The organism is Micromonospora sp. NPDC006431 (assembly GCF_042870725.1).
Lineage (GTDB): Bacteria > Actinomycetota > Actinomycetes > Mycobacteriales > Micromonosporaceae > Micromonospora.
The window spans coordinates 150,119-170,701 of record NZ_JBIAHQ010000013.1 but is presented as its reverse complement, the minus strand read 5'-3'; the positions used below and the strand labels follow the sequence as shown (position 1 = coordinate 170,701).

At 71.6% G+C, this 20,583-nt stretch carries 17 protein-coding genes; 14 read left to right on the top strand and 3 right to left on the bottom strand.

Going from position 1 to position 20,583, the window contains the following annotated elements; translation table 11 throughout:
* Positions 1-12: 12 nt before the first annotated feature.
* Positions 13-2,151, bottom strand: a complete 2,139-nt coding sequence (gene tkt, locus ACFYM6_RS22620) for a transketolase (RefSeq protein ID WP_387278363.1) — start codon at positions 2,149-2,151, stop codon at positions 13-15.
* Positions 2,152-2,414: 263 nt separating this feature from the next.
* Between tkt and ACFYM6_RS22615 the strand changes: the two genes are divergently transcribed.
* The 3 genes from ACFYM6_RS22615 to ACFYM6_RS22605 all read left to right on the top strand — a co-directional run bounded on the left by ACFYM6_RS22615 (position 2,415) and on the right by ACFYM6_RS22605 (position 4,871).
* The gene (locus ACFYM6_RS22615) at positions 2,415-3,374 is read left to right on the top strand and encodes a heme o synthase (protein WP_387278361.1); all 960 of its coding nucleotides are present in this window, start codon (positions 2,415-2,417) and stop codon (positions 3,372-3,374) included.
* A gap of 245 nt (positions 3,375-3,619) precedes the next feature.
* A complete protein-coding gene (locus ACFYM6_RS22610; protein ID WP_387278359.1) occupies positions 3,620-3,952 on the top strand; it encodes a hypothetical protein in 333 nt (110 codons plus the stop codon).
* 7 nt (positions 3,953-3,959) lie between these two features.
* Positions 3,960-4,871: a RimK family alpha-L-glutamate ligase gene (locus tag ACFYM6_RS22605; RefSeq protein ID WP_387278357.1), complete on the top strand. Its 912-nt coding sequence runs from the start codon at positions 3,960-3,962 to the stop codon at positions 4,869-4,871.
* 221 nt (positions 4,872-5,092) lie between these two features.
* On the opposite strand, the gene ACFYM6_RS22600 is transcribed toward ACFYM6_RS22605, so the two are convergent.
* Complete coding sequence (locus tag ACFYM6_RS22600; RefSeq protein WP_387278355.1) at positions 5,093-6,055, bottom strand: heme A synthase; 963 nt, start codon at positions 6,053-6,055, stop codon at positions 5,093-5,095.
* Between the two features lie 97 nt (positions 6,056-6,152).
* Between ACFYM6_RS22600 and ACFYM6_RS22595 the strand changes: the two genes are divergently transcribed.
* The 11 genes from ACFYM6_RS22595 (at position 6,153) to ACFYM6_RS22545 (ending at position 18,787) form a co-directional block, all read left to right on the top strand.
* Positions 6,153-6,953 (top strand): helix-turn-helix transcriptional regulator, encoded by an 801-nt coding sequence (locus tag ACFYM6_RS22595; protein WP_387278353.1) that lies wholly within the window; start codon positions 6,153-6,155, stop codon positions 6,951-6,953.
* Positions 6,950-8,380, top strand: coding sequence for a Fe-S cluster assembly protein SufB (gene sufB, locus ACFYM6_RS22590; protein WP_387278351.1), 1,431 nt, complete (start codon positions 6,950-6,952; stop codon positions 8,378-8,380). The genes ACFYM6_RS22595 and sufB overlap by 4 nt, the downstream gene beginning before the upstream one ends.
* 138 nt (positions 8,381-8,518) lie before the next feature.
* The gene (sufD, locus tag ACFYM6_RS22585; RefSeq protein WP_387278349.1) at positions 8,519-9,658 is read left to right on the top strand and encodes a Fe-S cluster assembly protein SufD; all 1,140 of its coding nucleotides are present in this window, start codon (positions 8,519-8,521) and stop codon (positions 9,656-9,658) included.
* The gene (locus ACFYM6_RS22580; protein ID WP_357445462.1) at positions 9,658-10,002 is read left to right on the top strand and encodes a non-heme iron oxygenase ferredoxin subunit; all 345 of its coding nucleotides are present in this window, start codon (positions 9,658-9,660) and stop codon (positions 10,000-10,002) included. Before sufD ends, ACFYM6_RS22580 begins: the two co-directional genes overlap by 1 nt.
* Positions 10,002-10,775, top strand: coding sequence for a Fe-S cluster assembly ATPase SufC (sufC, locus tag ACFYM6_RS22575; RefSeq protein ID WP_387278347.1), 774 nt, complete (start codon positions 10,002-10,004; stop codon positions 10,773-10,775). The genes ACFYM6_RS22580 and sufC overlap by 1 nt, the downstream gene beginning before the upstream one ends.
* A 20-nt stretch (positions 10,776-10,795) precedes the next feature.
* A complete protein-coding gene (locus ACFYM6_RS22570) occupies positions 10,796-12,100 on the top strand; it encodes a cysteine desulfurase (RefSeq protein ID WP_387278345.1) in 1,305 nt (434 codons plus the stop codon).
* Complete coding sequence (gene sufU, locus ACFYM6_RS22565) at positions 12,100-12,576, top strand: Fe-S cluster assembly sulfur transfer protein SufU (RefSeq protein ID WP_357445453.1); 477 nt, start codon at positions 12,100-12,102, stop codon at positions 12,574-12,576. The genes ACFYM6_RS22570 and sufU overlap by 1 nt, the downstream gene beginning before the upstream one ends.
* The gene (locus tag ACFYM6_RS22560) at positions 12,573-12,989 is read left to right on the top strand and encodes a metal-sulfur cluster assembly factor (protein ID WP_387278343.1); all 417 of its coding nucleotides are present in this window, start codon (positions 12,573-12,575) and stop codon (positions 12,987-12,989) included. Before sufU ends, ACFYM6_RS22560 begins: the two co-directional genes overlap by 4 nt.
* A 338-nt stretch (positions 12,990-13,327) precedes the next feature.
* Positions 13,328-13,954: a LysE family transporter gene (locus tag ACFYM6_RS22555; RefSeq protein ID WP_387278341.1), complete on the top strand. Its 627-nt coding sequence runs from the start codon at positions 13,328-13,330 to the stop codon at positions 13,952-13,954.
* Between the two features lie 373 nt (positions 13,955-14,327).
* Positions 14,328-18,038, top strand: coding sequence for a M12 family metallo-peptidase (locus ACFYM6_RS22550; protein WP_387278340.1), 3,711 nt, complete (start codon positions 14,328-14,330; stop codon positions 18,036-18,038).
* 95 nt (positions 18,039-18,133) lie between these two features.
* A complete protein-coding gene (locus tag ACFYM6_RS22545; protein WP_387278338.1) occupies positions 18,134-18,787 on the top strand; it encodes an acVLRF1 family peptidyl-tRNA hydrolase in 654 nt (217 codons plus the stop codon).
* A 679-nt stretch (positions 18,788-19,466) separates the two neighbouring features.
* Here ACFYM6_RS22545 and ACFYM6_RS22540 read toward each other — a convergent pair.
* Entirely contained in the window at positions 19,467-20,381 is a 915-nt protein-coding gene (locus tag ACFYM6_RS22540; protein ID WP_387278423.1) for a neutral zinc metallopeptidase, read from the bottom strand.
* Positions 20,382-20,583: the final 202 nt, after the last annotated feature.

Genomic DNA, 20,583 nt, shown 5'->3' with positions numbered 1-20,583 from the left:
TCCACGCTCCCCTCAGTTGCCGGTTGGGTTACCGGTGATGTCGCCCACCCGGGTCAGTGCCGCGTGCGCGGCGGCCACGATCCGGTCGGGGGTGAACCCGAGCTGCTCGAAGAGCACCGTGTGCGGGGCACTCGCCCCGTAGTGCTCCAGGCTCACGCTCTCGCCGCAGTCGCCGACGATCCCGCGCCAGGACATGGCGATTCCCGCCTCCACGCTCACCCGTGCCTTTACCCCGCGTGGCAGGACCGACTCCCGGTAGGCCTCGTCCTGCGCGAAGAACCACTCCTGGCAGGGCATGGAGACGACCCGGGTGGGGGTGCCGTCCGCTTCCAGCCGCTCCCGGGCGGTCAGGCAGAGCTGCACCTCGGAGCCGGTGCCGACGAGGATCACCTGCGGCTTGCCGGTCGAGGCGTCGGCCAGCACGTAGCCGCCCCTGGTCACGCCCTCGGCGCCGGCCACGTCGGTGCGGTCCAGGGTCGGCAGCGGCTGGCGGCTGAGCGCCAGCGCGGTCGGCCGGTCGCCGTGCTCCAGCGCCTGCCGCCACGCCCACGCGGTCTCGTTGGCGTCCGCCGGGCGGACCACGTCCAGGCCGGGGATGGCGCGCAGCGCGGTCAGGTGCTCCACCGGCTGGTGGGTCGGGCCGTCCTCGCCGAGGCCGATCGAGTCGTGCGTCCAGACGTAGACCACCGGCAGCTTCATCAGCGCGGCGAGCCGCACCGAGGGGCGCATGTAGTCGCTGAACACCAGGAACGTGCCGCCGTACGGGCGGGTGCCGCCGTGCAGGGCGATGCCGTTGAGGATCGCGCCCATGGCGTGCTCGCGGATGCCGAAGTGCAGGGTGCGGCCGTACTCGTGGCCCGGGAAGTCCTTCGTCGCGTGCACCGCGGGGATGAAGGACGGCTCGCCCTTCATGGTGGTGTTGTTGCTCTCCGCCAGGTCGGCCGAGCCGCCCCAGAGCTCGGGCAGCACCGGGGCGAGGGCCTCCAGGACCTTGCCGGAGGCGGCCCGGGTGGCGATGCCCTTGGCGTCGGCCGGGAAGGTCGGCAGCGCGTCGGCCCAGCCCTCGGGGAGCTTGCGGGCGGCCAGCCTGTCCCAGAGCGCCCGGCGCTCCGGGTTGGCCTTCGCCCAGCCGTCGAACGCGGTGGTCCACGCGGCCTGGGCCGCGGCGCCCCGCGCCATCACCTGGCGGGCGTGGTCCAGCACCTCCTCGTCGACCTGGAAGGTCCGCTGCGGGTCGAAGCCGAGGATCTCCTTGGTGGCCTTCACCTCGTCGGCGCCGAGCGCCGAACCGTGGATCTTGCCGGTGTTCTTCTTGTTGGGTGCGGGCCAGCCGATGATGGTGCGCAGCGCGATGAAGGAGGGGCGGGCGGTCTCCGCCTTGGCGGCCAGCAGCGCCCGGTGCAGCGCCTCGACGTCCTCGTGGTAGTCGCCCTGGTCGGCGTCGCCGCGGCGCCAGTCCACCGTCTGCACGTGCCAGCCGTACGCCGCGTAGCGGGCCGCGACGTCCTCGCTCTTGGCGATGCGGGTGTCGTCTTCGATCGAGATCTCGTTGTCGTCGTAGATCACGCAGAGGTTGCCGAGCTGCTGGTGGCCGGCGAGGGCGCTGGCCTCGTGGCTGATGCCCTCCTCGATGTCACCGTCCGAGGCGATGCACCAGATGTCGTGGTCGAAGGGGGAGTCGCCGGCCTCCGACTCCGGGTCGAACAGACCGCGCTCCCGGCGCGCCGCCATGGCCATGCCGACGGCGTTGCCGAGGCCCTGGCCGAGCGGGCCGGTGGTGGTCTCCACGCCGGGGGTGTGCCCGTGCTCGGGGTGGCCCGGGGTGAGCGAGCCCCACTGGCGCAGCGCCTTGAGGTCCTCCAGGGACAGCGGGTAGCCGGAGAGGAAGAGCTGGATGTAGAGGGTCAGGCTGGAGTGCCCGGCGGAGAGGACGAACCGGTCCCGGCCGGGCCAGGTCGGGTCGGCCGGGTTGTGCCGCATGACCCGGTTGAAGAGCAGGTACGCAGCCGGGGCGAGGCTCATCGCCGTGCCCGGGTGGCCGTTGCCGGATTTCTCCACGGCGTCCATGGCCAGCACGCGGACCGTGTCGACGGCCCTGCGGTCGAGGTCGGACCAGTTGAGAGCGGGAAGCTCGGGTCGGTTGGCAGCCACGTTGGTTGTGCTCCTCGGCAGATGGGCGGAACCCTCGGTGATGACCCTATCGAGCGGTCCTAAACGTACGCCCGGGGATCTCCGCATGCTCTTCTGTACGGTCCGACCGGATCGGTCATGCACCGCGGACTGTGACGGCCCGCACCGTTGTCGGGTCTCCGGGGCAGCCAAAACGACGACGCGTAGTCTGTGGGTCGGTGTGTGGACCCCGACGGGTCCAGCCCGACCCCGACCTCCCCCGCCAAGCCGGAAGGTGGCAATCCGTGAGCATGATCACCGAGCGCCCCGTCAGCAAATCTGCCGGGCAGCCGCCGGTGGGCGCGGCGGCGGAGGCCTCGGCGGGCGCTCGGCGGGACGTGCGGGCCGTGGTGGGCGCGTACGTGGCCCTGACCAAGCCGCGGATCGTCGAGCTGCTGCTGGTCACCACCGTGCCGGCGATGATGCTCGCCGACGGGGGGCTGCCCTCGCTCTGGCTGATGGCCGTGGTCCTGGTCGGCGGCTCGCTCGCCGCCGGCGCGGCCAGCGTGCTCAACTGCTACATCGACCGGGACATCGACCAGTTGATGCGGCGCACCAAGCGCCGGCCGCTGCCCGCGCACACCGTGTCGCCGCGCAGCGCGTTGATCTTCGGTCTGGTGCTCGCCGTGATCTCGGTCGCGCTGATGGCCGTGTTCACCAACTGGCTGGCGGCCGGGCTCACCCTGGCCGCGATCGCTTACTACGACCTGGTCTACACGCTCTGGCTCAAGCGGACCACGGCGACCAACACCTTCTGGGGTGGTGCCTGCGGCGCCGCGCCGGTGCTGATCGGCTGGGCCGCGGTCACCGGGTCGCTGGCTCCCGCCGCGTGGGGCCTGTTCGCGGTGGTCTTCTTCTGGCAGATGCCGCACTTCTACGCGCTGGCGATCAAGTACAAGGCCGACTACGCGCGGGCCGGCATCCCGATGCTGCCCGTGGTGGCCTCGGTCCGTCGGGTGAACGCCGAGATCCTGATCTTCTCCTGGCTGACCCTGCTCTCCTCGCTGGCCGTCTGGCCGCTCGGGATGAGCCCGATCTACGGGGTGACGGCGCTGGTCGTCGGCGGTGTCTTCGTGGTCGAGGCGCACAAGCTCTGCCGCCGCGCGGCGCGGGGCGAGGCGGTCAAGCCGATGCGGCTGTTCCACTGGTCCACCACCTACCTGACCATCCTCTTCGTGGCCGTCGCGCTCGACGCCCTGCTCTGATCCGGCCGTCCGGCGGGGACGGGGATCCCCGGGTCGAGGATTTTTTCCAGAATTTTTTTTCGGGGTTCGCCGGGCGGGTTCAACCGTGACAGACCGGGCCGATTCGGCCCGCCCGCTTCGCCCCTCCTTATCCGACATGTCCGGGCGAAAAACCTGTGGTCTTCCTTAAACCCGTAGGTAATTGGCATCACAATTGGTTCATCGTTCTCGCACATGTGGGTGGAAGTCTGCTTAGGCTTCGCGTCATGGCAGATGGTTCCGATACGACGCTGACGGCTGAACAGACCGCCGAGCAGGCCCCAAACGGCCTGGTCGCGGGCATCAAGTCGTTCGCCGCCGGGCACGGCGGGGCGAAGGCGGTCATCGAGTACGTCGGCAAGCGCGGCGCGCGGATCGTCCTCGTGGGTGAGGACGGTGCGTGGGCCGACCAGTTCGCCGACGACACGGACGTCGCGCGGCAGGCCTGCGCCAAGGCCGGGGTCGCCGTCGAGAACGCCTGGGAGCGTGAACTGATGGACCAGATGCGTCCGAGCAACGACCTCTGGCGGTCGATGGCCCGGCGCACGATGGCCCGTTGATCGACAGATGACCCACCACCACCAGTCGACCCGGGGGGAACCCCGGGTCGCTCTCGTCACCTGCACCGCGCTGACCGACCTCGACCCGGACGACCGGCTCGTGCTCGCCCCGCTGGCCGCCCGCGGCATCACCGCCGAGGTGGTGGTCTGGGACGATCCGGCCGCCGACTGGTCGGCGTACGACCTGGTCGTGCTCCGCTCGCCGTGGGACTACGCGCTGCGCCGCGACGAGTTCGTCGCCTGGGCGCAGACCGTCCCGCGCCTGGTCAACCCGGCCGACGTGGTCGCCTGGAACACCGACAAGCGCTACCTGGCCGAGCTGTCCGCCGCCGGCGTGCCGACCGTCCCGACCACCTGGGTGGAGCCGGGGCGGGACTGGACGCCGCCCGCCGACACCGGCGAGTACGTGATCAAGCCGGCGGTCAGCGCCGGCAGCCAGGACACCGGCCGGTACGACCTGACCGACCCGGAGCACCGGGAACTGGCCGTGGCCCACGTGCGGCGGCTCTCCGACGCCGGCCGGGTCGCCATGGTCCAGCCGTACCTCGACGCGGTGGACACCGCGGGGGAGACCGCGCTGCTCTTCCTGGCCGGGCCCGGCGGCCTGGCGTTCAGCCACGCGATCCGCAAGGGTGCCATGCTGGTCGGCCCGGACCTGGGCGTCGCGGGGCTCTACAAGCGCGAGGAGATCGCCGTCCGGACGGCCACGCCCGAGCAACTCGCCGTGGCGGAGAAGACCCTGGCCGTGCTGCCCGGCGGCCCCGGGCGGCTGCTCTACGCCCGGGTGGACCTCATCCCGGGCCCGGACGGGTCGCCCGTCCTGGTGGAGTTGGAGCTCACCGAGCCCAGCCTGTTCATCGGGTACGCCGACGGCGCCCCCGACCGCCTCGCCGAGGCGATCGCCACCCACCTGACCTGACGTCTTCGGGTGCGTTTGTCGTCGCCACGGCGACGACAAACGCACCCGTTCCTTTTGTCGCCCCGCCCGCTTACCGGCCCCGCCGCCCCGCCCCGCCTCGCCCGGCCGAGATCCGCACAACTCCAGGGAAGTAGTGGCCACCACGCGCGCGGAGGCCACTACATCAGGGAAATTGCGCGGGACTTGAGCGCGGGGAGCGCGGCCGCCAGGAAGGTGGCGGGTCAGGCGGCGGCGGTGGCGGGCTCGGGGGCCCGGGTGGGCTGCGGCGCCGGGGCGACCGGGCGGCGCTCCCGGGTCGACCAGAGCACGGCCAGGGTGGCCAGCAGCACCAGGCAGGAACCGAGCATGTGCGCGGCGACCAGCACCGCCGGCAGGTGGGTGAAGTACTGCACGAAGCCGATCAGGCCCTGACCCAGTTCGACGGCGACCAGCACCACGGCGGCCCGGGTGGCCCGCTCGGCCCCCACCGCGCGGAACGCGAAGACCAGCGCGACCGAGAGGCCGATCAGCAGGAAGACTCCGTCGGCGTGCACCTGCGAGATCGACTCCGGGTCGAGCCCGTTGCGCGCCGCGCCCTGGTCGCCGGCGTGCGGGCCACTGCCGGTCACCCAGGTGCCGATCACCAGCACCGCCGCGCTCACCAGCGTGGTGAGCGCGGCGAGGGTGCGCAGCGGCGCCGGCACGGTGGGGGTCGCCGGGACGTCCGCCTCGCCGGTGCGCCGCCAGAGGGCGTACGCGGCGGCGATCACCACCATCGAGGCGAGGAAGTGCAGCCCGACCACCCACGGGTTGAGGTTGGTCAGCACGGTGAACCCGCCGATCACGGCCTGGGCGGGGATGCCGAACAGCACGCCGACCGCGAGCGGCAGCAGCCCGCGCCGGCGGGGCCGCTGGGCCAGCACGGCGAGCACCACGGCGAGCGCGATGACGCCCACCGCGAAGGTGAGCAGCCGGTTGCCGAACTCGATCACCCCGTGCACGCCCATCTCGGGCGTGGTGGTGTACGACTCGTCCGTGCACCGGGGCCAGGTGGGGCAGCCGAGACCGGAGGCGGTGAGCCGGACCGCCCCGCCGGTGACCACGATCGCCACGTTCGCGATGATCGAGGCGTACGCGAGGCGGCGCAGCAGCGCGGGGGAGACCGGGAACCGGACGGAAGGCTTCACGGAGCGAATCCTACGCACCGTAGTGGTCCCCGATCGGGTGACTCCGGTACCCCGGTGTCGGGAATCACCGGGTACCGGTTTGCAGGCCCCCCGCGAATTACGTAACGTTGCTGTTGTGAAAAACGCGGCGGCGCTCTCCGGGCAACCGCCGGCGACCGGGCAGGTCGCCGGCGACGGCCCCAGGTCGCGGCGCGGCGTCAGGCGCGCCGAGCTGGAGTCGTCGCAGTTCGCGTCCACCGATCTTTCCACCCGCGACCGGGTCACCCAGCTGCTGCTGGAGCAGGGCGCGACCACCGCCGCCCAGCTCGGCTCGGCGCTCGGGTTGAGCCCGGCGGCGATCCGCCGGCACCTGGACGCGATGCTCGCCGACGGCGACGTGGTCGCCCGGGAGCAGGTCGTCCGGGGCAGCCGGGGGCGGGGTCGCCCGGCCAAGGTCTTCGCGCTGACCGAGTCGGCCCGGGTGCGTTGCGGCACCCACCACTACGACAACATGGCCACCGCCGCGCTGCGCTGGATCGCCCGCACCGGCGGCCCGGAGGCGGTCGAGGCGTTCGCCGCCGAGCAGGTCTCCGCGCTGGAGGCCCGCTGCCGGGCCGCCATGGAGGACGCCGGCGACGGCCCGCTCGCGCGGGCGGAGGCGCTCGCGGGGGCGCTCACCGCCGAGGGCTACGCTGCCAACGCGTCCACGATCGCCTCCGGCGGCCAGCTCTGCCAGCACCACTGCCCGGTGGCGCACGTGGCCGCCGAGTTTCCGCAGCTGTGCGAGGCCGAGACGGCGGTGATCTCCCGTCTGGTCGGCACCCACGTGCAGCGCCTGGCCACCATCGCGCACGGCGACGGGGTGTGCACCACGCACATCCCGGCCCAGCCGCGTAAGTCCGGTAACACCGTCACCACTGTGAGGACAGATAGATGACCGAGCAGATCGTCCAGCCCCTGACCCAGGAGGAGCAGCTCGCCGCCCTCGGTCGCTACGAGTACGGCTGGGCCGACCCCGACGTCGCCGGGGCGTCCGCCCAGCGCGGCCTCAACGAGGCGGTGGTGCGGGACATCTCGGCCAAGAAGAACGAGCCGGCCTGGATGCTCGACCTGCGCCTGAAGGGCCTGCGGCTGTTCGAGCGCAAGCCGATGCCGGCCTGGGGCGCCGACCTCACCGGGATCGACTTCGACAACATCAAGTACTTCGTCCGGTCCACGGAGAAGCAGGCCGCCTCTTGGGAGGACCTGCCCGAGGACATCAAGAACACCTACGACAGGCTGGGCATCCCCGAGGCGGAGAAGCAGCGGCTGATCGCCGGTGTCGCGGCGCAGTACGAGTCCGAGGTCGTCTACCACAAGATCCGTGAGGACCTCGAGGAGCAGGGTGTCCTCTTCCTCGACACCGACACCGCACTGCGCGAGCACGAGGACCTGTTCAAGGAGTACTTCGGCACCGTCATCCCGGTCGGCGACAACAAGTTCGCCGCGCTGAACACCTCCGTCTGGTCCGGTGGCTCGTTCATCTACGTGCCGAAGGGCGTGCACGTGGAGATCCCGCTGCAGGCGTACTTCCGGATCAACACGGAGAACATGGGCCAGTTCGAGCGGACGCTGATCGTCGTCGACGAGGGCGCGTACGTGCACTACGTCGAGGGCTGCACCGCGCCCATCTACTCCTCGGACTCGCTGCACAGCGCGGTGGTCGAGATCATCGTCAAGAAGAACGCGCGCTGCCGCTACACGACCATCCAGAACTGGTCGAACAACGTCTACAACCTGGTCACCAAGCGCGCCGTCTGCCACGAGGGCGCGACCATGGAGTGGATCGACGGCAACATCGGCTCCAAGGTCACCATGAAGTACCCGGCGGTCTACATGACCGGCGAGCACGCCAAGGGCGAGGTGCTCTCGGTGGCCATGGCCGGCGAGGGCCAGCACCAGGACGCCGGCGCCAAGATGGTGCACGCGGCGCCGCACACCTCCTCGACCATCGTGTCGAAGTCGATCGCCCGGGGCGGCGGCCGCACCTCGTACCGCGGCCTGGTGCAGGTGCTGGAGGGTTCGCACAGCAGCCGCAGCACGGTCAAGTGCGACGCGCTGCTGGTCGACACCATCTCCCGCTCGGACACCTACCCGTACGTCGACATCCGTGAGGACGACGTGTCGATGGGTCACGAGGCGACCGTCTCCAAGGTCAGCGAGGACCAGCTCTTCTACCTGATGAGCCGGGGCCTGAGCGAGGACGAGGCGATGGCGATGATCGTGCGCGGCTTCATCGAGCCGATCGCCAAGGAGCTGCCGATGGAGTACGCCCTGGAGCTCAACCGCCTGATCGAGCTCCAGATGGAGGGCGCGGTCGGCTGACCCCGGCCACCCCGACGACTGCTCCGGGTCGCGGCGCGGCGGAAGACGCGCCGGGCCGGAGTGTCGCCCCGCGGGCCGGTGACACCGGCCCGCCGGACCCAGCACGAAACACCGCCGTCGCAGAACAGCAAGGAAGAGATGACTACCCAGGCTTCCGCGCCGCCCGCCACCAAGTCGCAGGCGCTCCGCTCGTACGACGTCGCCGACTTCCCGGCCCTCACCGGCTTGGAGGAGGACTGGCGTTTCACCCCGCTCAAGCGCCTGCGCGGCCTGGTTCAGGCGCAGGCCGCGACCGGCACGGTCCGCCACGAGTACGCCGACCTGCCCGAGGGCGTCACCGTCAGCCGGATCGGCAAGGACGACCCGCGGGTGGGCAGCGTGCTCACCCCGTTCGACCGGGTCAGCGCGCTGGCGTACGGCGAGGCCGGGCAGGCGCTGCTGGTGCAGGTCGCCCGGGACGCGGTGGTGACCGCGCCGGCGCGCCTGCGGGTGGTCGGCGAGGGCGCCGACAAGCTCGCCTTCGGCCACACCTTCGTCGAGGTGGGCCGGTTCGCCGAGGTGACCCTGGTGCTGGAGCACGCCGGTTCCGCCACCCTCGCCGACAACGTCGAGGTGGCGGTGGCCGACGGCGCGAAGCTGACCCTGGTCACCGTCGCCGACTGGGCCGACGACGCCGTCCAGGCGCAGCACCTCAAGGTGCGGCTGGGTCGCGACGCCAAGGTGATCCACGTGCAGGTGAGCCTCGGCGGCGACCTGGTCCGGCAGTACACCTCGGTGGAGTACGGCGACCGGGGCGGCGAGGCCGAGCTGTACGGCGTCTATTTCGCCGACTCCGGCCAGCACCTGGAGCACCGGCAGCTGGTCGACCACACGGTGCCGGACTGCCGCAGCTACGTCGGCTACCGGGGCGCCCTGCAGGGCGACAGCGCGCACACGGTCTGGGTCGGTGACGTGCTGATCCGGGCCGAGGCGACCGGCACCGACACGTACGAGATCAACCGGAACCTGCTGCTCACCGACGGCGCCCGGGCGGACTCCGTACCCAACCTGGAGATCGAGACCGGCGAGATCGCCGGCGCCGGCCACGCCAGCGCGACCGGCCGCTTCGACGACGAGCAGCTCTTCTACCTGATGGCCCGCGGCATCCCGGAGGAGGAGGCCCGCCGCCTGGTGGTCCGCGGCTTCTTCGCCGAGCTGATCAACAAGATCCCGGTCGTGGAGCTGCGCGAGCGGCTCGGCGACGCGATCGAGGCCCGCCTGACCAAGGCCGGCGCCTGATGATCAGGATCTGCGCGACCGAGGACGTGCCGAAGGGCACCGCGATCAGCGCCGACGTCGACGGCACCCAGATCGCGATCGTGCACGGCGAGGACGACAACTTCTACGCCGTGTACGACGAGTGCTCGCACGCCGCGGTGGCCCTCTCCGAGGGCGAGATCGAGGGGTGCACGCTGGAATGCTGGCTGCACGGATCCCGTTTCGACCTGCGTACCGGTGAGCCCACGGGGCTGCCCGCGACCGAACCCGTTCCCGTCTATCCCGTCGAAGTCCGCGACGGCGACATCTACCTTCCTGTGGGCGACGACGGCCGCCCGAAGCCGAGCAATGGAGTGACCCGATAATGAGCACCCTGGAGATCCGCGACCTGAAGGTGTCGGTCAAGCTGCCCGAGGGTGAGCTCAAGCCGATCCTGCACGGGGTCGACCTGACGGTGAGGTCGGGCGAGACCCACGCGATCATGGGCCCGAACGGCTCCGGCAAGTCGACCCTGGCGTACTCGATCGCCGGCCACCCCAAGTACGAGATCACCGGCGGCTCGGTGACCCTGGATGGCGAGGACGTGCTGGCCATGTCCGTCGACGAGCGGGCCCGCGCCGGCCTCTTCCTGGCCATGCAGTACCCGGTCGAGGTCCCCGGCGTCTCCGTCGCCAACTTCCTGCGTACCGCCAAGACCGCGATCGACGGCGAGGCGCCGAAGCTGCGCACCTGGGCCGGCGAGCTGCGCGGCGCCATGGAGAAGCTGCAGATGGACCCGGCGTTCGCCCAGCGCAACGTCAACGAGGGCTTCTCCGGCGGCGAGAAGAAGCGGCACGAGATCGTGCAGCTGGAGCTGCTCAAGCCGAAGATGGCGATCCTCGACGAGACCGACTCCGGCCTCGACGTGGACGCGCTGCGCGTGGTCAGCGAGGGCGTGAACCGGGTCCGCGACACCGGCGACACCGGCCTGCTGCTGATCACCCACTACACCCGGATCCTGCGCTACATCAAGCCCGACTTCGTGCACGTCTTCGTGGCCGGCCGGATCGTCGAGCAGGGCGGCCCGGAGCTGGCCGACAAGCTCGAGGAAGAGGGCTACGAGCGGTACGTCGCCGGGGCCGGTTCGGCGCGGGCCTGAGAGCCGGAAGGACCGCGGATATGACCACCATCGCCATCCCGCCGGGAATGCCGCAGTACGACGACGTGCCACGTTACGACGTGGACGCGGTGCGCGCCGACTTCCCGATCCTGGACCGGGAGATCAACGGGCACCGGCTGGTCTATCTCGACAGCGCCAACACCTCGCACAAGCCGCGGCAGGTGCTCGACGTGCTCGCCGAGCACTACGCGCGGCACAACGCCAACGTGTCGCGCTCGGTGCACACCCTGGGCACCGAGGCGACCGAGGCGTACGAGGGGGCCCGCGCGAAGATCGCCGCGTTCATCAACGCGCCGAGCGTGGACGAGGTGGTGTTCACCAAGAACTCCACCGAGGCGATCAACATCGTGGCGTACGCGTTCTCCAACGCCTCGCTGCGCGCCGACGCCGACCCACGCTTCCGGCTCGGCCCGGGCGACGAGATCGTGATCTCCGAGATGGAGCACCACTCGAACATCGTCCCGTGGCAGCTCCTGGCGGAGCGGACCGGCGCCACCCTGCGCTGGTTCCCGGTCACCGACCACGGCCGGCTCGACGAGTCCGGGCTGGCGGACCTGGTCACCGAGCGGACGAAGATCGTCTCGCTGGTGCACACCTCCAACATCCTGGGCACGGTCAACGCCACCGCGCGGATCACCCAGCGGGTTCGCGAGGTGGGCGCCCTGCTGCTGCTCGACTGCTCGCAGTCGGTGCCGCACATGCCGATGGACGTGGTCGACCACGACGCGGACTTCATCGTCTTCACCGGGCACAAGATGTGCGGCCCGACCGGCATCGGCGTGCTCTGGGGCCGGTCGGAGCTGCTCGCCGCGATGCCGCCGGTGCTCGGCGGCGGCTCGATGATCGAGACGGTGACGATGGCCCGGTCGACGTTCGCCGCGCCGCCGGCCCGGTTCGAGGCGGGCACCCCGCCGATCGCCGAGGCCGTCGCGCTCGGCGCCGCCGTGGACTACCTCAGCGGGATCGGCATGGGTGCCGTCCAGTGGCACGAGAAGGAGCTGACGGCGTACGCGCTGGACGCCCTCGCCACCGTGCCGGGGCTGCGCATCTTCGGTCCGAACGTGCCGGTCGGCCGGGGCGGGACGATCTCGTTCGCGCTCGGCGACGTGCACCCGCACGACGTCGGGCAGGTGCTCGACTCGCTCGGCGTGCAGGTCCGGGTGGGGCACCACTGCGCGAAGCCGGTGTGCACCCGGTTCGGGGTGCCGGCCATGACGCGGGCGTCGTTCTACCTGTACACCACGACGGAGGAGATCGACGCGCTGGTGGCCGGTCTCGAGCAGGTGCGGAAGGTGTTCGACTGATGCAGCTCGACCAGCTCTACCAGGAGATCATCCTGGACCACTACAAGCACCCGCACGGTCGTGGCCTGCGGGAGGCGGCGGACCCGGACGCCCGGGTCGGCGAGGCGCACCACGTCAACCCGACCTGCGGCGACGAGATCACCGTGCGGGTGACCACCGACGGCAAGGTGTTCACCGACATCTCGTACGACGGGATGGGCTGCTCGATCAGCCAAGCGTCGGCGAGTGTGCTGCACGAGCTGCTACGCGGCCGGGCCGCGGACGACGCGGTCGTGGTGCACGAGGCGTTCGTGGCGTTGATGTCCGGGCGTGGCCAGGTCACGCCGGACGAGGAAGTGCTCGGTGACGGGGTGGCGTTCGCGGGTGTCGCGCGCTACCCGGCGCGGGTGAAGTGCGCGTTGCTGTCGTGGATGGCGTTCAAGGACGCCGCGGCACGCGCCGGGGTGGGCGTGAGCCCGACGGAGGTGAAGGCATGAGCAGCGACGAGACCACCACGCCGGAGGCCGGCGCCGTGGCGACCGACGGCGCGGCGACGCCGGCCACCGGCGGGGCCGCCGCGGCCGGGAAGGCCGCGATCGGCGACATCGAGGAGGCGATGAAGGACGTCGTCGACCCGGAGTTGGGCATCAACGTGGTCGACCTGGGCCTGGTGTACGGCGTCCACGTCGACGACGAGAACGTCGCCACCCTGGACATGACGCTGACCTCGGCGGCCTGTCCGCTCACCGACGTGATCGAGGACCAGGCCCGCCAGGCGCTGACCACCGGCCCGGGCGGCGGACTGGTCAACGACATCCGGATCAACTGGGTGTGGCTGCCGCCGTGGGGCCCCGACAAGATCACTGACGAGGGCCGGGACCAGCTCCGCTCCCTCGGCTTCAACGTCTGACCCGACCGATCACCGCTGTCGAGCGCGGCGCCCTCCGGGGCGTCGCGCTCGACGCGTTTTCGCCGCCTGTCCGCCCGGCCCGCCAAGGTCACGCTCGATCCTGGATGTGGTGGCCTCGGGGCGATGACCAGGCCACTACATCCCGGAATTAGCGCGATCCTGGGTGCCGGGGACGCGGTGGAGTGTGGGGGCGGAAATCGGGTGGCGGAGCCGGCGGGGTGGACGCAGGATGGCGGGGTGATCGAGGCGTACCCGAAGCAGGTTCCTGTCCGCGCGGCGACCGTCGCGCGTCGACAGCGCACCGTGCCCGGGTCCGCCTCGACCCGCCTCCGACCGTCGTGAGCGGGGCGTTCCTCGCCGGCCTGGTCGCCGGCTACGGCGTTGCCATACCGGTCGGCGCGATCGCGATCCTCATCCTCGGGCTGAGCGCGCGTACCGGGTTCCGGGTCGGCGCGGCGGCCGCGCTCGGGGTGGCCACCGCCGACGGCCTCTACGCCGCGGTGGCGGCCCTCGGCGGCGCGGCGGTGGCCGGCTGGCTCGCGCCGTTCGGCGGGCCGCTGCGGTGGGTCGCCGCCGGGGTGCTGCTCGCCCTCGCCGGGCACGGGGCCTGGCGAGCGCTGCGCCCCGCTGTCCCGGCCCGGGCGGCCGTTGGGCGGGGTGGTCTGGACAGCTCGGTGCGGGCGTTCACCGCGATCCTCGCACTAACGCTGCTCAACCCGGCCACCGTGGTCTACTTCGCGGCCCTGATCCTCGGTCGCGGCGAGGTGGGCGGTTCGGGCCCGCGTGCCGCCCTGCTCTTCGTCCTCGGGGCGTTCCTCGCCTCGGCCAGCTGGCAGTTGGTGATCGCCGGGGGTGGCACGCTGATCGGCCGGGCGCTCACCGGTGCGCGTGGGCGCCGGGTGACCGCGTTGCTGTCCAGCGCCATCATCGCGGCGCTCGCCGTCGCCACCCTGCTCAGCGGGTGACGAGTCACCGACCATCATGGACGGTTCGAATATGACAGTCTCATGACGGAACCGCTGCGGGCCTGTGACACGGGCATCGGTCGAACCGGCAGTTCAGCCGACCGAACGCACGGTTTTTGCTCCCGTCTCCGACCGCCGGTGCTCAGTCGTCGGGTCGCCCGTCCCGGTGCGGGGTGACGGTGACCTGCGCCGATACCCGCCCGCCGGGCGGGCACCGGACGCCGTCCTGGCAGAGCCACATCCGCTTTCCGGGTGATGTTCGGAGTCCGTCGTGCGCCTAGGGTCTCTGACCAATTCGTAAATCACTCGCGTACGCCCGGTCACCCCCGGGGGGCGCGGGTCGGTTCCACCCTCCACTGAGCAGGGAGACGACTTGAGGATCACTCTGGTACGTCCGCCGCGCGACCGGAAACCGGACAGCCGGTCGCGGCGCGGGCGGATCGCTGCCCTCCTGGTCGCCGTGCTGGCCGCGGCGGCGCTGCCCGCCCTCGCGGCACCCGCGCCGGCCTCCGCCGCACCGTCCGGCAACGGTCCGTGGCACAAGGTCGACGGCAAGCCGGCGTCGACCAAGGCGGGCCGGAAGGCCAACGTCAACGCGAAGCGGCTGACGGCGTACACGTTGGACCGCGGCAGCATGAAGAGCCTGCTGGACAAGGCGCCGGCGGAGCAGCGCCGCGGCCTGGCGCGCGCCGCGCGGCAGGTGGTGTCGCTGCCGGCGCCCGACGGGACGTTCCAGCGCTTCGAGCTGGTCGACTCGCCGGTGATGGATGGCGGCCTGGCCGCGGCGCACCCCGAGATCACCACGTACGCGGGCAAGGGCCTGGACGACCCGAGCGCGACCATCCGGGCGGACCTGACCCCGCTCGGCTTCCACGCCTCGGTCCGCTCGGCGACCGGCAACTGGTACATCGACCCCTACTACCACCTCGACCAGAGCCTCTACGCGAGCTACTTCGCCCGTGACCTGGAGAACCCGCACGGCGAGTTCGTCGAGCGGGAGGACGTGGAGTCCGCGGCGCACGCGCTCGAGGACGAGGTCGCCGCGGCCCAGGCGGAGGTCCCCGCCGGACCGCTGGTGAAGCTGCGCACCTACCGGGTGGCGCTGGTGACCGACCCCTCCTACGCCACCTTCTTCGGCGCGGAGAACGTCACCGCCGCCAAGGTCACCCTGATGAACCGGGTCACCCAGATCTACGAGGACGAGACCGCGATCCGGCTCGTCCTGATCAACGACACCGACAAGACCAACCTGAACACCCCGGCGCTGGCCACCGAGCCGAACGGCCCGTGCGGTGCGGCGGCCTGCTTCACCACGGCGCAGCTCAGCTCCTGCGGCAGCAGCACGCTCAGCCGTAACCGGATCGTGCTCGGCCAGCTCGTCGGTGCCAGCAACTACGACGTGGGCCACATCGGCCTGGGCGTCAACGGCGGCGGCGTGGCCAGCCTCGGCGTCATCGGCGGCAACAGCAAGGCGCAGGGCTGCACCGGCCTGCCGACGCCGATCGGCGATTTCTACGCGGTGGACTACGTGTCGCACGAGATGGGTCACCAGTTCGCCGGCAACCACACCTTCAACGGCACCCAGTACAACTGCTCGGGCGGCAACCGCAGCGCGGCGAACTCGTACGAGCCGGGCAGCGGGTCGTCCATCATGGCGTACGCCGGCATCTGCCAGCAGGACAACCTGCAGCCGCACAGCGACCCGTACTGGTCGCACCGCAGCTACACCGAGATCACCACGTACGTCACGTCGAGCCGTCCGGCGATCAGCGAGGTGCAGACCGTCTCGCTGTACGACTACGACACCAACGGTGACTCGTTCACGGTCAACTACGCCGGCAACGACTCGGCGCCGATCGTGCGGGGAGTCAACTACACCACCGCCGGCATCAAGGCCGCCATCGAGGGGATCGCCGGCTGGCCGGCCGGCGCGACCGTCACGGTGGCCGCCTTCGGCGGCAGCGGCACGCTGAACGACACCGGTTTCCAGGTGACCTTCGGCGGCATGCTGGCCAACACCAACGTCGCGTCGCTGACGCTCACCAACTTCTCCGGTGCCTCCGGTTTCGTCGGTGAGACGGCCAAGGGCGGCGCCATCGACAACGGCGGCCACGTGGTCGAGGAGACCGCCAACCACGCCCCGGTGGTGACCGTGCCGGGCACCGTCACCATCCCGGTGCGTACCCCGTTCGCGCTGACCGGCAGCGCCACCGACTCCGACGGCGACACGGTGACGTACCTGTGGGAGCAGAACGACCGGGGCGCCAGCGCCGGCACCGCGCTGGTGAACAACACCAAGACCAACGGTCCGCTGTTCCGGGTGTTCGGCGAGGCGGCGTACGTGTCGCCGAGCGACACCCTGAAGTACCACTCGCCGGGTCTGAACGCGGTGACCACCAACTCGACCCGGGTGTTCCCCGACATGAAGCAGATCCTGGCGGGCAACACCAACGCCAAGACGGGCGCCTGCCCGGCCGCTCCGGCGCCGCCGCCCACCGGGGGCGCCTCGAACGTGCCGGCCGAGCTCGTCGACTGCTACTCCGAGTTCCTGCCCACCCGGGACTGGGTCGGCTTCACCAACGACCGGACCATGCACTTCAAGCTCACCGCCCGGGACGGGCGGCTGGGTGGCGGCGGCGTCGGCAGCGCCGACGTCGCGGTCGTGCTGGCGCCGAACGCCGGTCCGTTCCTGCTCACCTCGCAGGGCACCGCCGCCGTCCTGGACGGTGGCTCGACCCAGACGGTGACCTGGGACGTGGCCGGCACCGACGCGGCGCCGGTGAACGCCAGCCAGGTGAAGATCTCGCTCTCCGCCGATGGCGGGCTGACCTTCCCGTACGTGCTGGCCGGGCAGACCGCGAACACCGGCACCGCGACGGTGACCCTGCCGAACGTGGCGACCAAGCAGGCGCGGATCAAGATCGAGGCGATCGGCAACATCTTCTTCGATGTCAACGACGCCGACTTCACCATCCGGTCCGCCCCGGTGGTCTCGAACGACGCCCCGGCCGGTGGCGCCCGCGTCCAGTACAGTGACGCGCTCTCGCCGACGGTCACCGTCACCGCGACCGACGGCGACACCGCCGGCGCGGCGCTGACCGCGTCCGCCGCGGGGCTGCCCGCCGGCCTGTCCCTGGCCGTGTCGGGCACCTCCGCGGCGGACGCCCTTCCCGGTACCCGGAGCTGGACGGTCACCGGCACCACCACGGCGGCCCCGGGTGACTACCCGGTCACCGTGACGGTGTCCGATGACGCCGGCCTGGCCGGCAGCACCTCGTTCACCGTCACGGTCACCGCCGAGGACGCGGCAGCGACCTGGGCCGGCGACACGCTGGTGACCACCGCCACCAGCGGTGCCGCCGGCAAGGCCCTGCTGCGGGCCGTCGTCCAGGACAGCTCGGTGCTGCCCGCGGCGACGGACGCCACGGCGGGTGACATCCGCACCGCCACGGTCACCTTCACCGAGGGTGGCGTGCCGCTCTGCACCGGCGTGCTGGACCTGCTCGGCACGGACACCACCAGCGCATCCGCGGCGTGCGAGGCCACCCTTTCGGAGGGCGCGCACACCGTCACCGCGACGGTCGGTGGCAACTACACCGGCAGCACCACCGCGCAGGTGACGGTCGCCGCCTCCGACGGCGGGTTCCTCACCGGTGACGGCGAGATCACCGTCACCCGCTCGGCGGGGGCGTACCCGGCCGACGCGAAGTCGAAGGTCGCGGTGGACCTGACCGCGAAGCCCGCCACGGCCAACAAGGCCGCCTCGGGCCAGGCTGAGATCGCGTTCCGCTCCGGCGGAAACTCCTACACGATCAAGGCCGGCACGGTTGACGGGCTCGGCGTCACCTCGGCCGGCAAGGTGGCCCAGGTGCGCTACCAGGCCAGCCTGTACGACAGCAACGGCAAGCTGGTGGCCAGCGGCCTGACGCTGGCGGTGACGGTGACCGACCGGGGCGCCCCGGGCCGGGACGACACCGTCGCGGTCACCCTGTGGAACGGCGGTGCCCTGCTCTTCTCGTCCGACTGGACGGGGAACGGGACCGCCGAGGTCAACCTGACGAGTGGCAACCTCACCGTCCACTGACCGACCGGTAGCGCGGGAGGACGCCGACCTCGGTGTCCTCCCGCGTTCCATTTCCCGCCGTGCCGGGACGATGTCCGATGCCGTACCGTCGTCGCATGAGCAGTCGACCCGCGGCCGGGGGCGGCCGGTGGGTCGAGCTGGACCCGACCCGCGTCGCCCGCTGGGTCGAGGGCTTCGCCGACCGGCACGGCCCACCCACCACCACCGTCCAGGGGTACGGCCTGCTGCTCGCCGCCCCGGACGGCGCGACCGCCGAGCTGCACACCCCGCCCGGCGCCCCGCCGGGCGCCGACGTACCCGGGTTCGTGGCCGCCGCCGGCGCGCCTCGCCGGCTCGGCCTGCTGCTGGCCCGTAAGGGCGCCGTGGCGGTCGGCGTCGCCGAGGGGACCGAGCTGGTCGTCTCCAAGGTGGACACCCGCTACGTGCAGGGACGCACCGCCGCCGGTGGCTGGTCGCAGCAGCGCTTCGCCCGGCGGCGGGACAACCAGGCCAAGGCGGCCCTGGGCGACGCGGTGGAGCTGGCGGTACGCCTGCTGCTGCCGGAGGCGGCGGCCCTGGCCGCCCTGGTCGGCGGTGGTGACCGCCGGGCGGTGGACACCGTGCTGGCCGACCGCCGGCTGGCCCCGCTCGCGGCGCTGCGCGCCGACCGGCTGCTCGACGTGCCGGAACCCCGGCACGCGGTGCTGGTCAACGCGATCGCCGCGGCCCGCGCGGTGCACGTCCTCGTCCGCGACCCCGACCACGACTGACCTGCTCTGGCCCCGCACCCGGTGCCCGCTTGCTCGGCTGGCGGCGCCCTGGCCACCTTGCGGTGCCCGTCGGCGTCCCGACCTGCCCAAGATCGCAACGGAACGTGGCGGGCTTCCGGTTCGGGCTGGATACACGAAGAGTGACCGAGCTTGCGTTGTCACCCGGCGACAAGCTGCCCGGCCCGAGCCGATTGACCAGGTGTTTTCTCTGTCGCCTCGACAGGTGGAACAGTCCTCGCCCCTCGCTTTGCTCTGCAGCCATATCCGCAACGCTCACGGACCGTGGCCGCTGCGTATGTGGCTGCAGAGCAAAGGAGGCTCGTGGGGTTCTGGGGTCCACTGCGGAATGTGACGCTAAGTGAGGAACCGGGCTGGAGTGGCGCTTCGAATTTCCACCCCACAGCGGGCTGGGATCATGGAGTGGCCAGCGCCTGGCTGCCGGGCCGGTTGCTGGCCGGATCCGGTCGAGGAACTCGCCCTGGTGGTCGGCGAGGCGGGCCGCGAGCGGGAGCGGGGCAAACCGGCAGGCGAACGTCAGCCCGTCGTCCTCGCCCCCTCCGGCGACCCGGTGCGCCCACCCGCTGCCCCGGATGGACGCGGCGGACCCCGACGCACCGGGCGGTGGCCCGCCGGGCGCCGGGGCCCCGGGATGCCGGGGTGCCGGGGTGCCGGGGTGCCGTCAGAGGGTGCCGCCGAAGGTGTCGCAGGCCTTCGGGTCGCCGGTGGAGTAGCCCTTGGCGAACCACTGCTGGCGCTGCGCGGACGTGCCGTGGGTGAACTCGTCCGGGTTCACCGGCCGCCCGGCCCGCTTCTGGATCGCGTCGTCGCCGATCTTCTCGGCGGTGTCGATCGCCTGCCGGATGTCCTGGTCGGTGATGCTCTTGAAGATCTTCTGGCCCTGCGCGTCCGAGGTGCCGGTGGCGTTCTTCGCCCAGGCGCCCGCGTAGCAGTCCGCCTGCAGCTCCAACTTCACCGAGAGCGCGTTGGCGTTGTTCGGGTCGCGCTGCTGCTGGCGGCGCATCTGCGCCTCGGTGCCGAGCAGGTCCTGCACGTGGTGCCCGTACTCGTGGGCCAGCACGTACGGCTGGGCGAACTCGCCCTCCGCGCCGAGCTGGTCGGCCAGTAGGCGGTAGAAGGTGAGGTCGATGTAGACCAGGTCGTCGGCCGGGCAGTAGAACGGTCCGACGCCGGAGTCGGCCCGGCCGCAGCCGGTGCTCACCGCCTGGCTGAAGAAGACGGTCCTGGAGGGCTGGTACTGCTCGCCGAAGACCTCCGGCAGGGCCGTGCGCCAGTACGCCTGGATCGAGTTGACGTAGAGGGTGTTGCGGCAGTCGAGCTGCTTGAGCGCGTCCTGCGCCGAGCACTTCTGCTCCAGCGTGGTGTTGTCGCCCTGGTCCGAGCCGCCGCCGCTGGTCGCCGCGTTGAGGCCGAAGCCGCCGCCGACCAGGGCCACGAGGACGGCGATGATGATGCCCACGATCCCGCCCCGGCCGCCGCCGATCGGGATCGGAATGCCCATCCCGCCGCCTCCGCCAGACCCTCGCCGATCCTCCACCTGGCTGGTGTCGATCCGCGCGTTCTCGTTCAGCTCCATGTTGACCCCGATCACCGATCGTCCGTGTGTGGTGGTTGCGGTACCGGAATGGGTCCGGACGGCGTTTCCGGTACCCGATGATCTTGCCCGGTAATCCGGCGGGACGGGAGCGCCACGCCCGGTACACTTGCTCCGTGCTGCGCTGCGAAGGCTGAACGGCCCCGCGCCGACGGGAACTGGTGACCCGCCGGCGCTTTCGCGT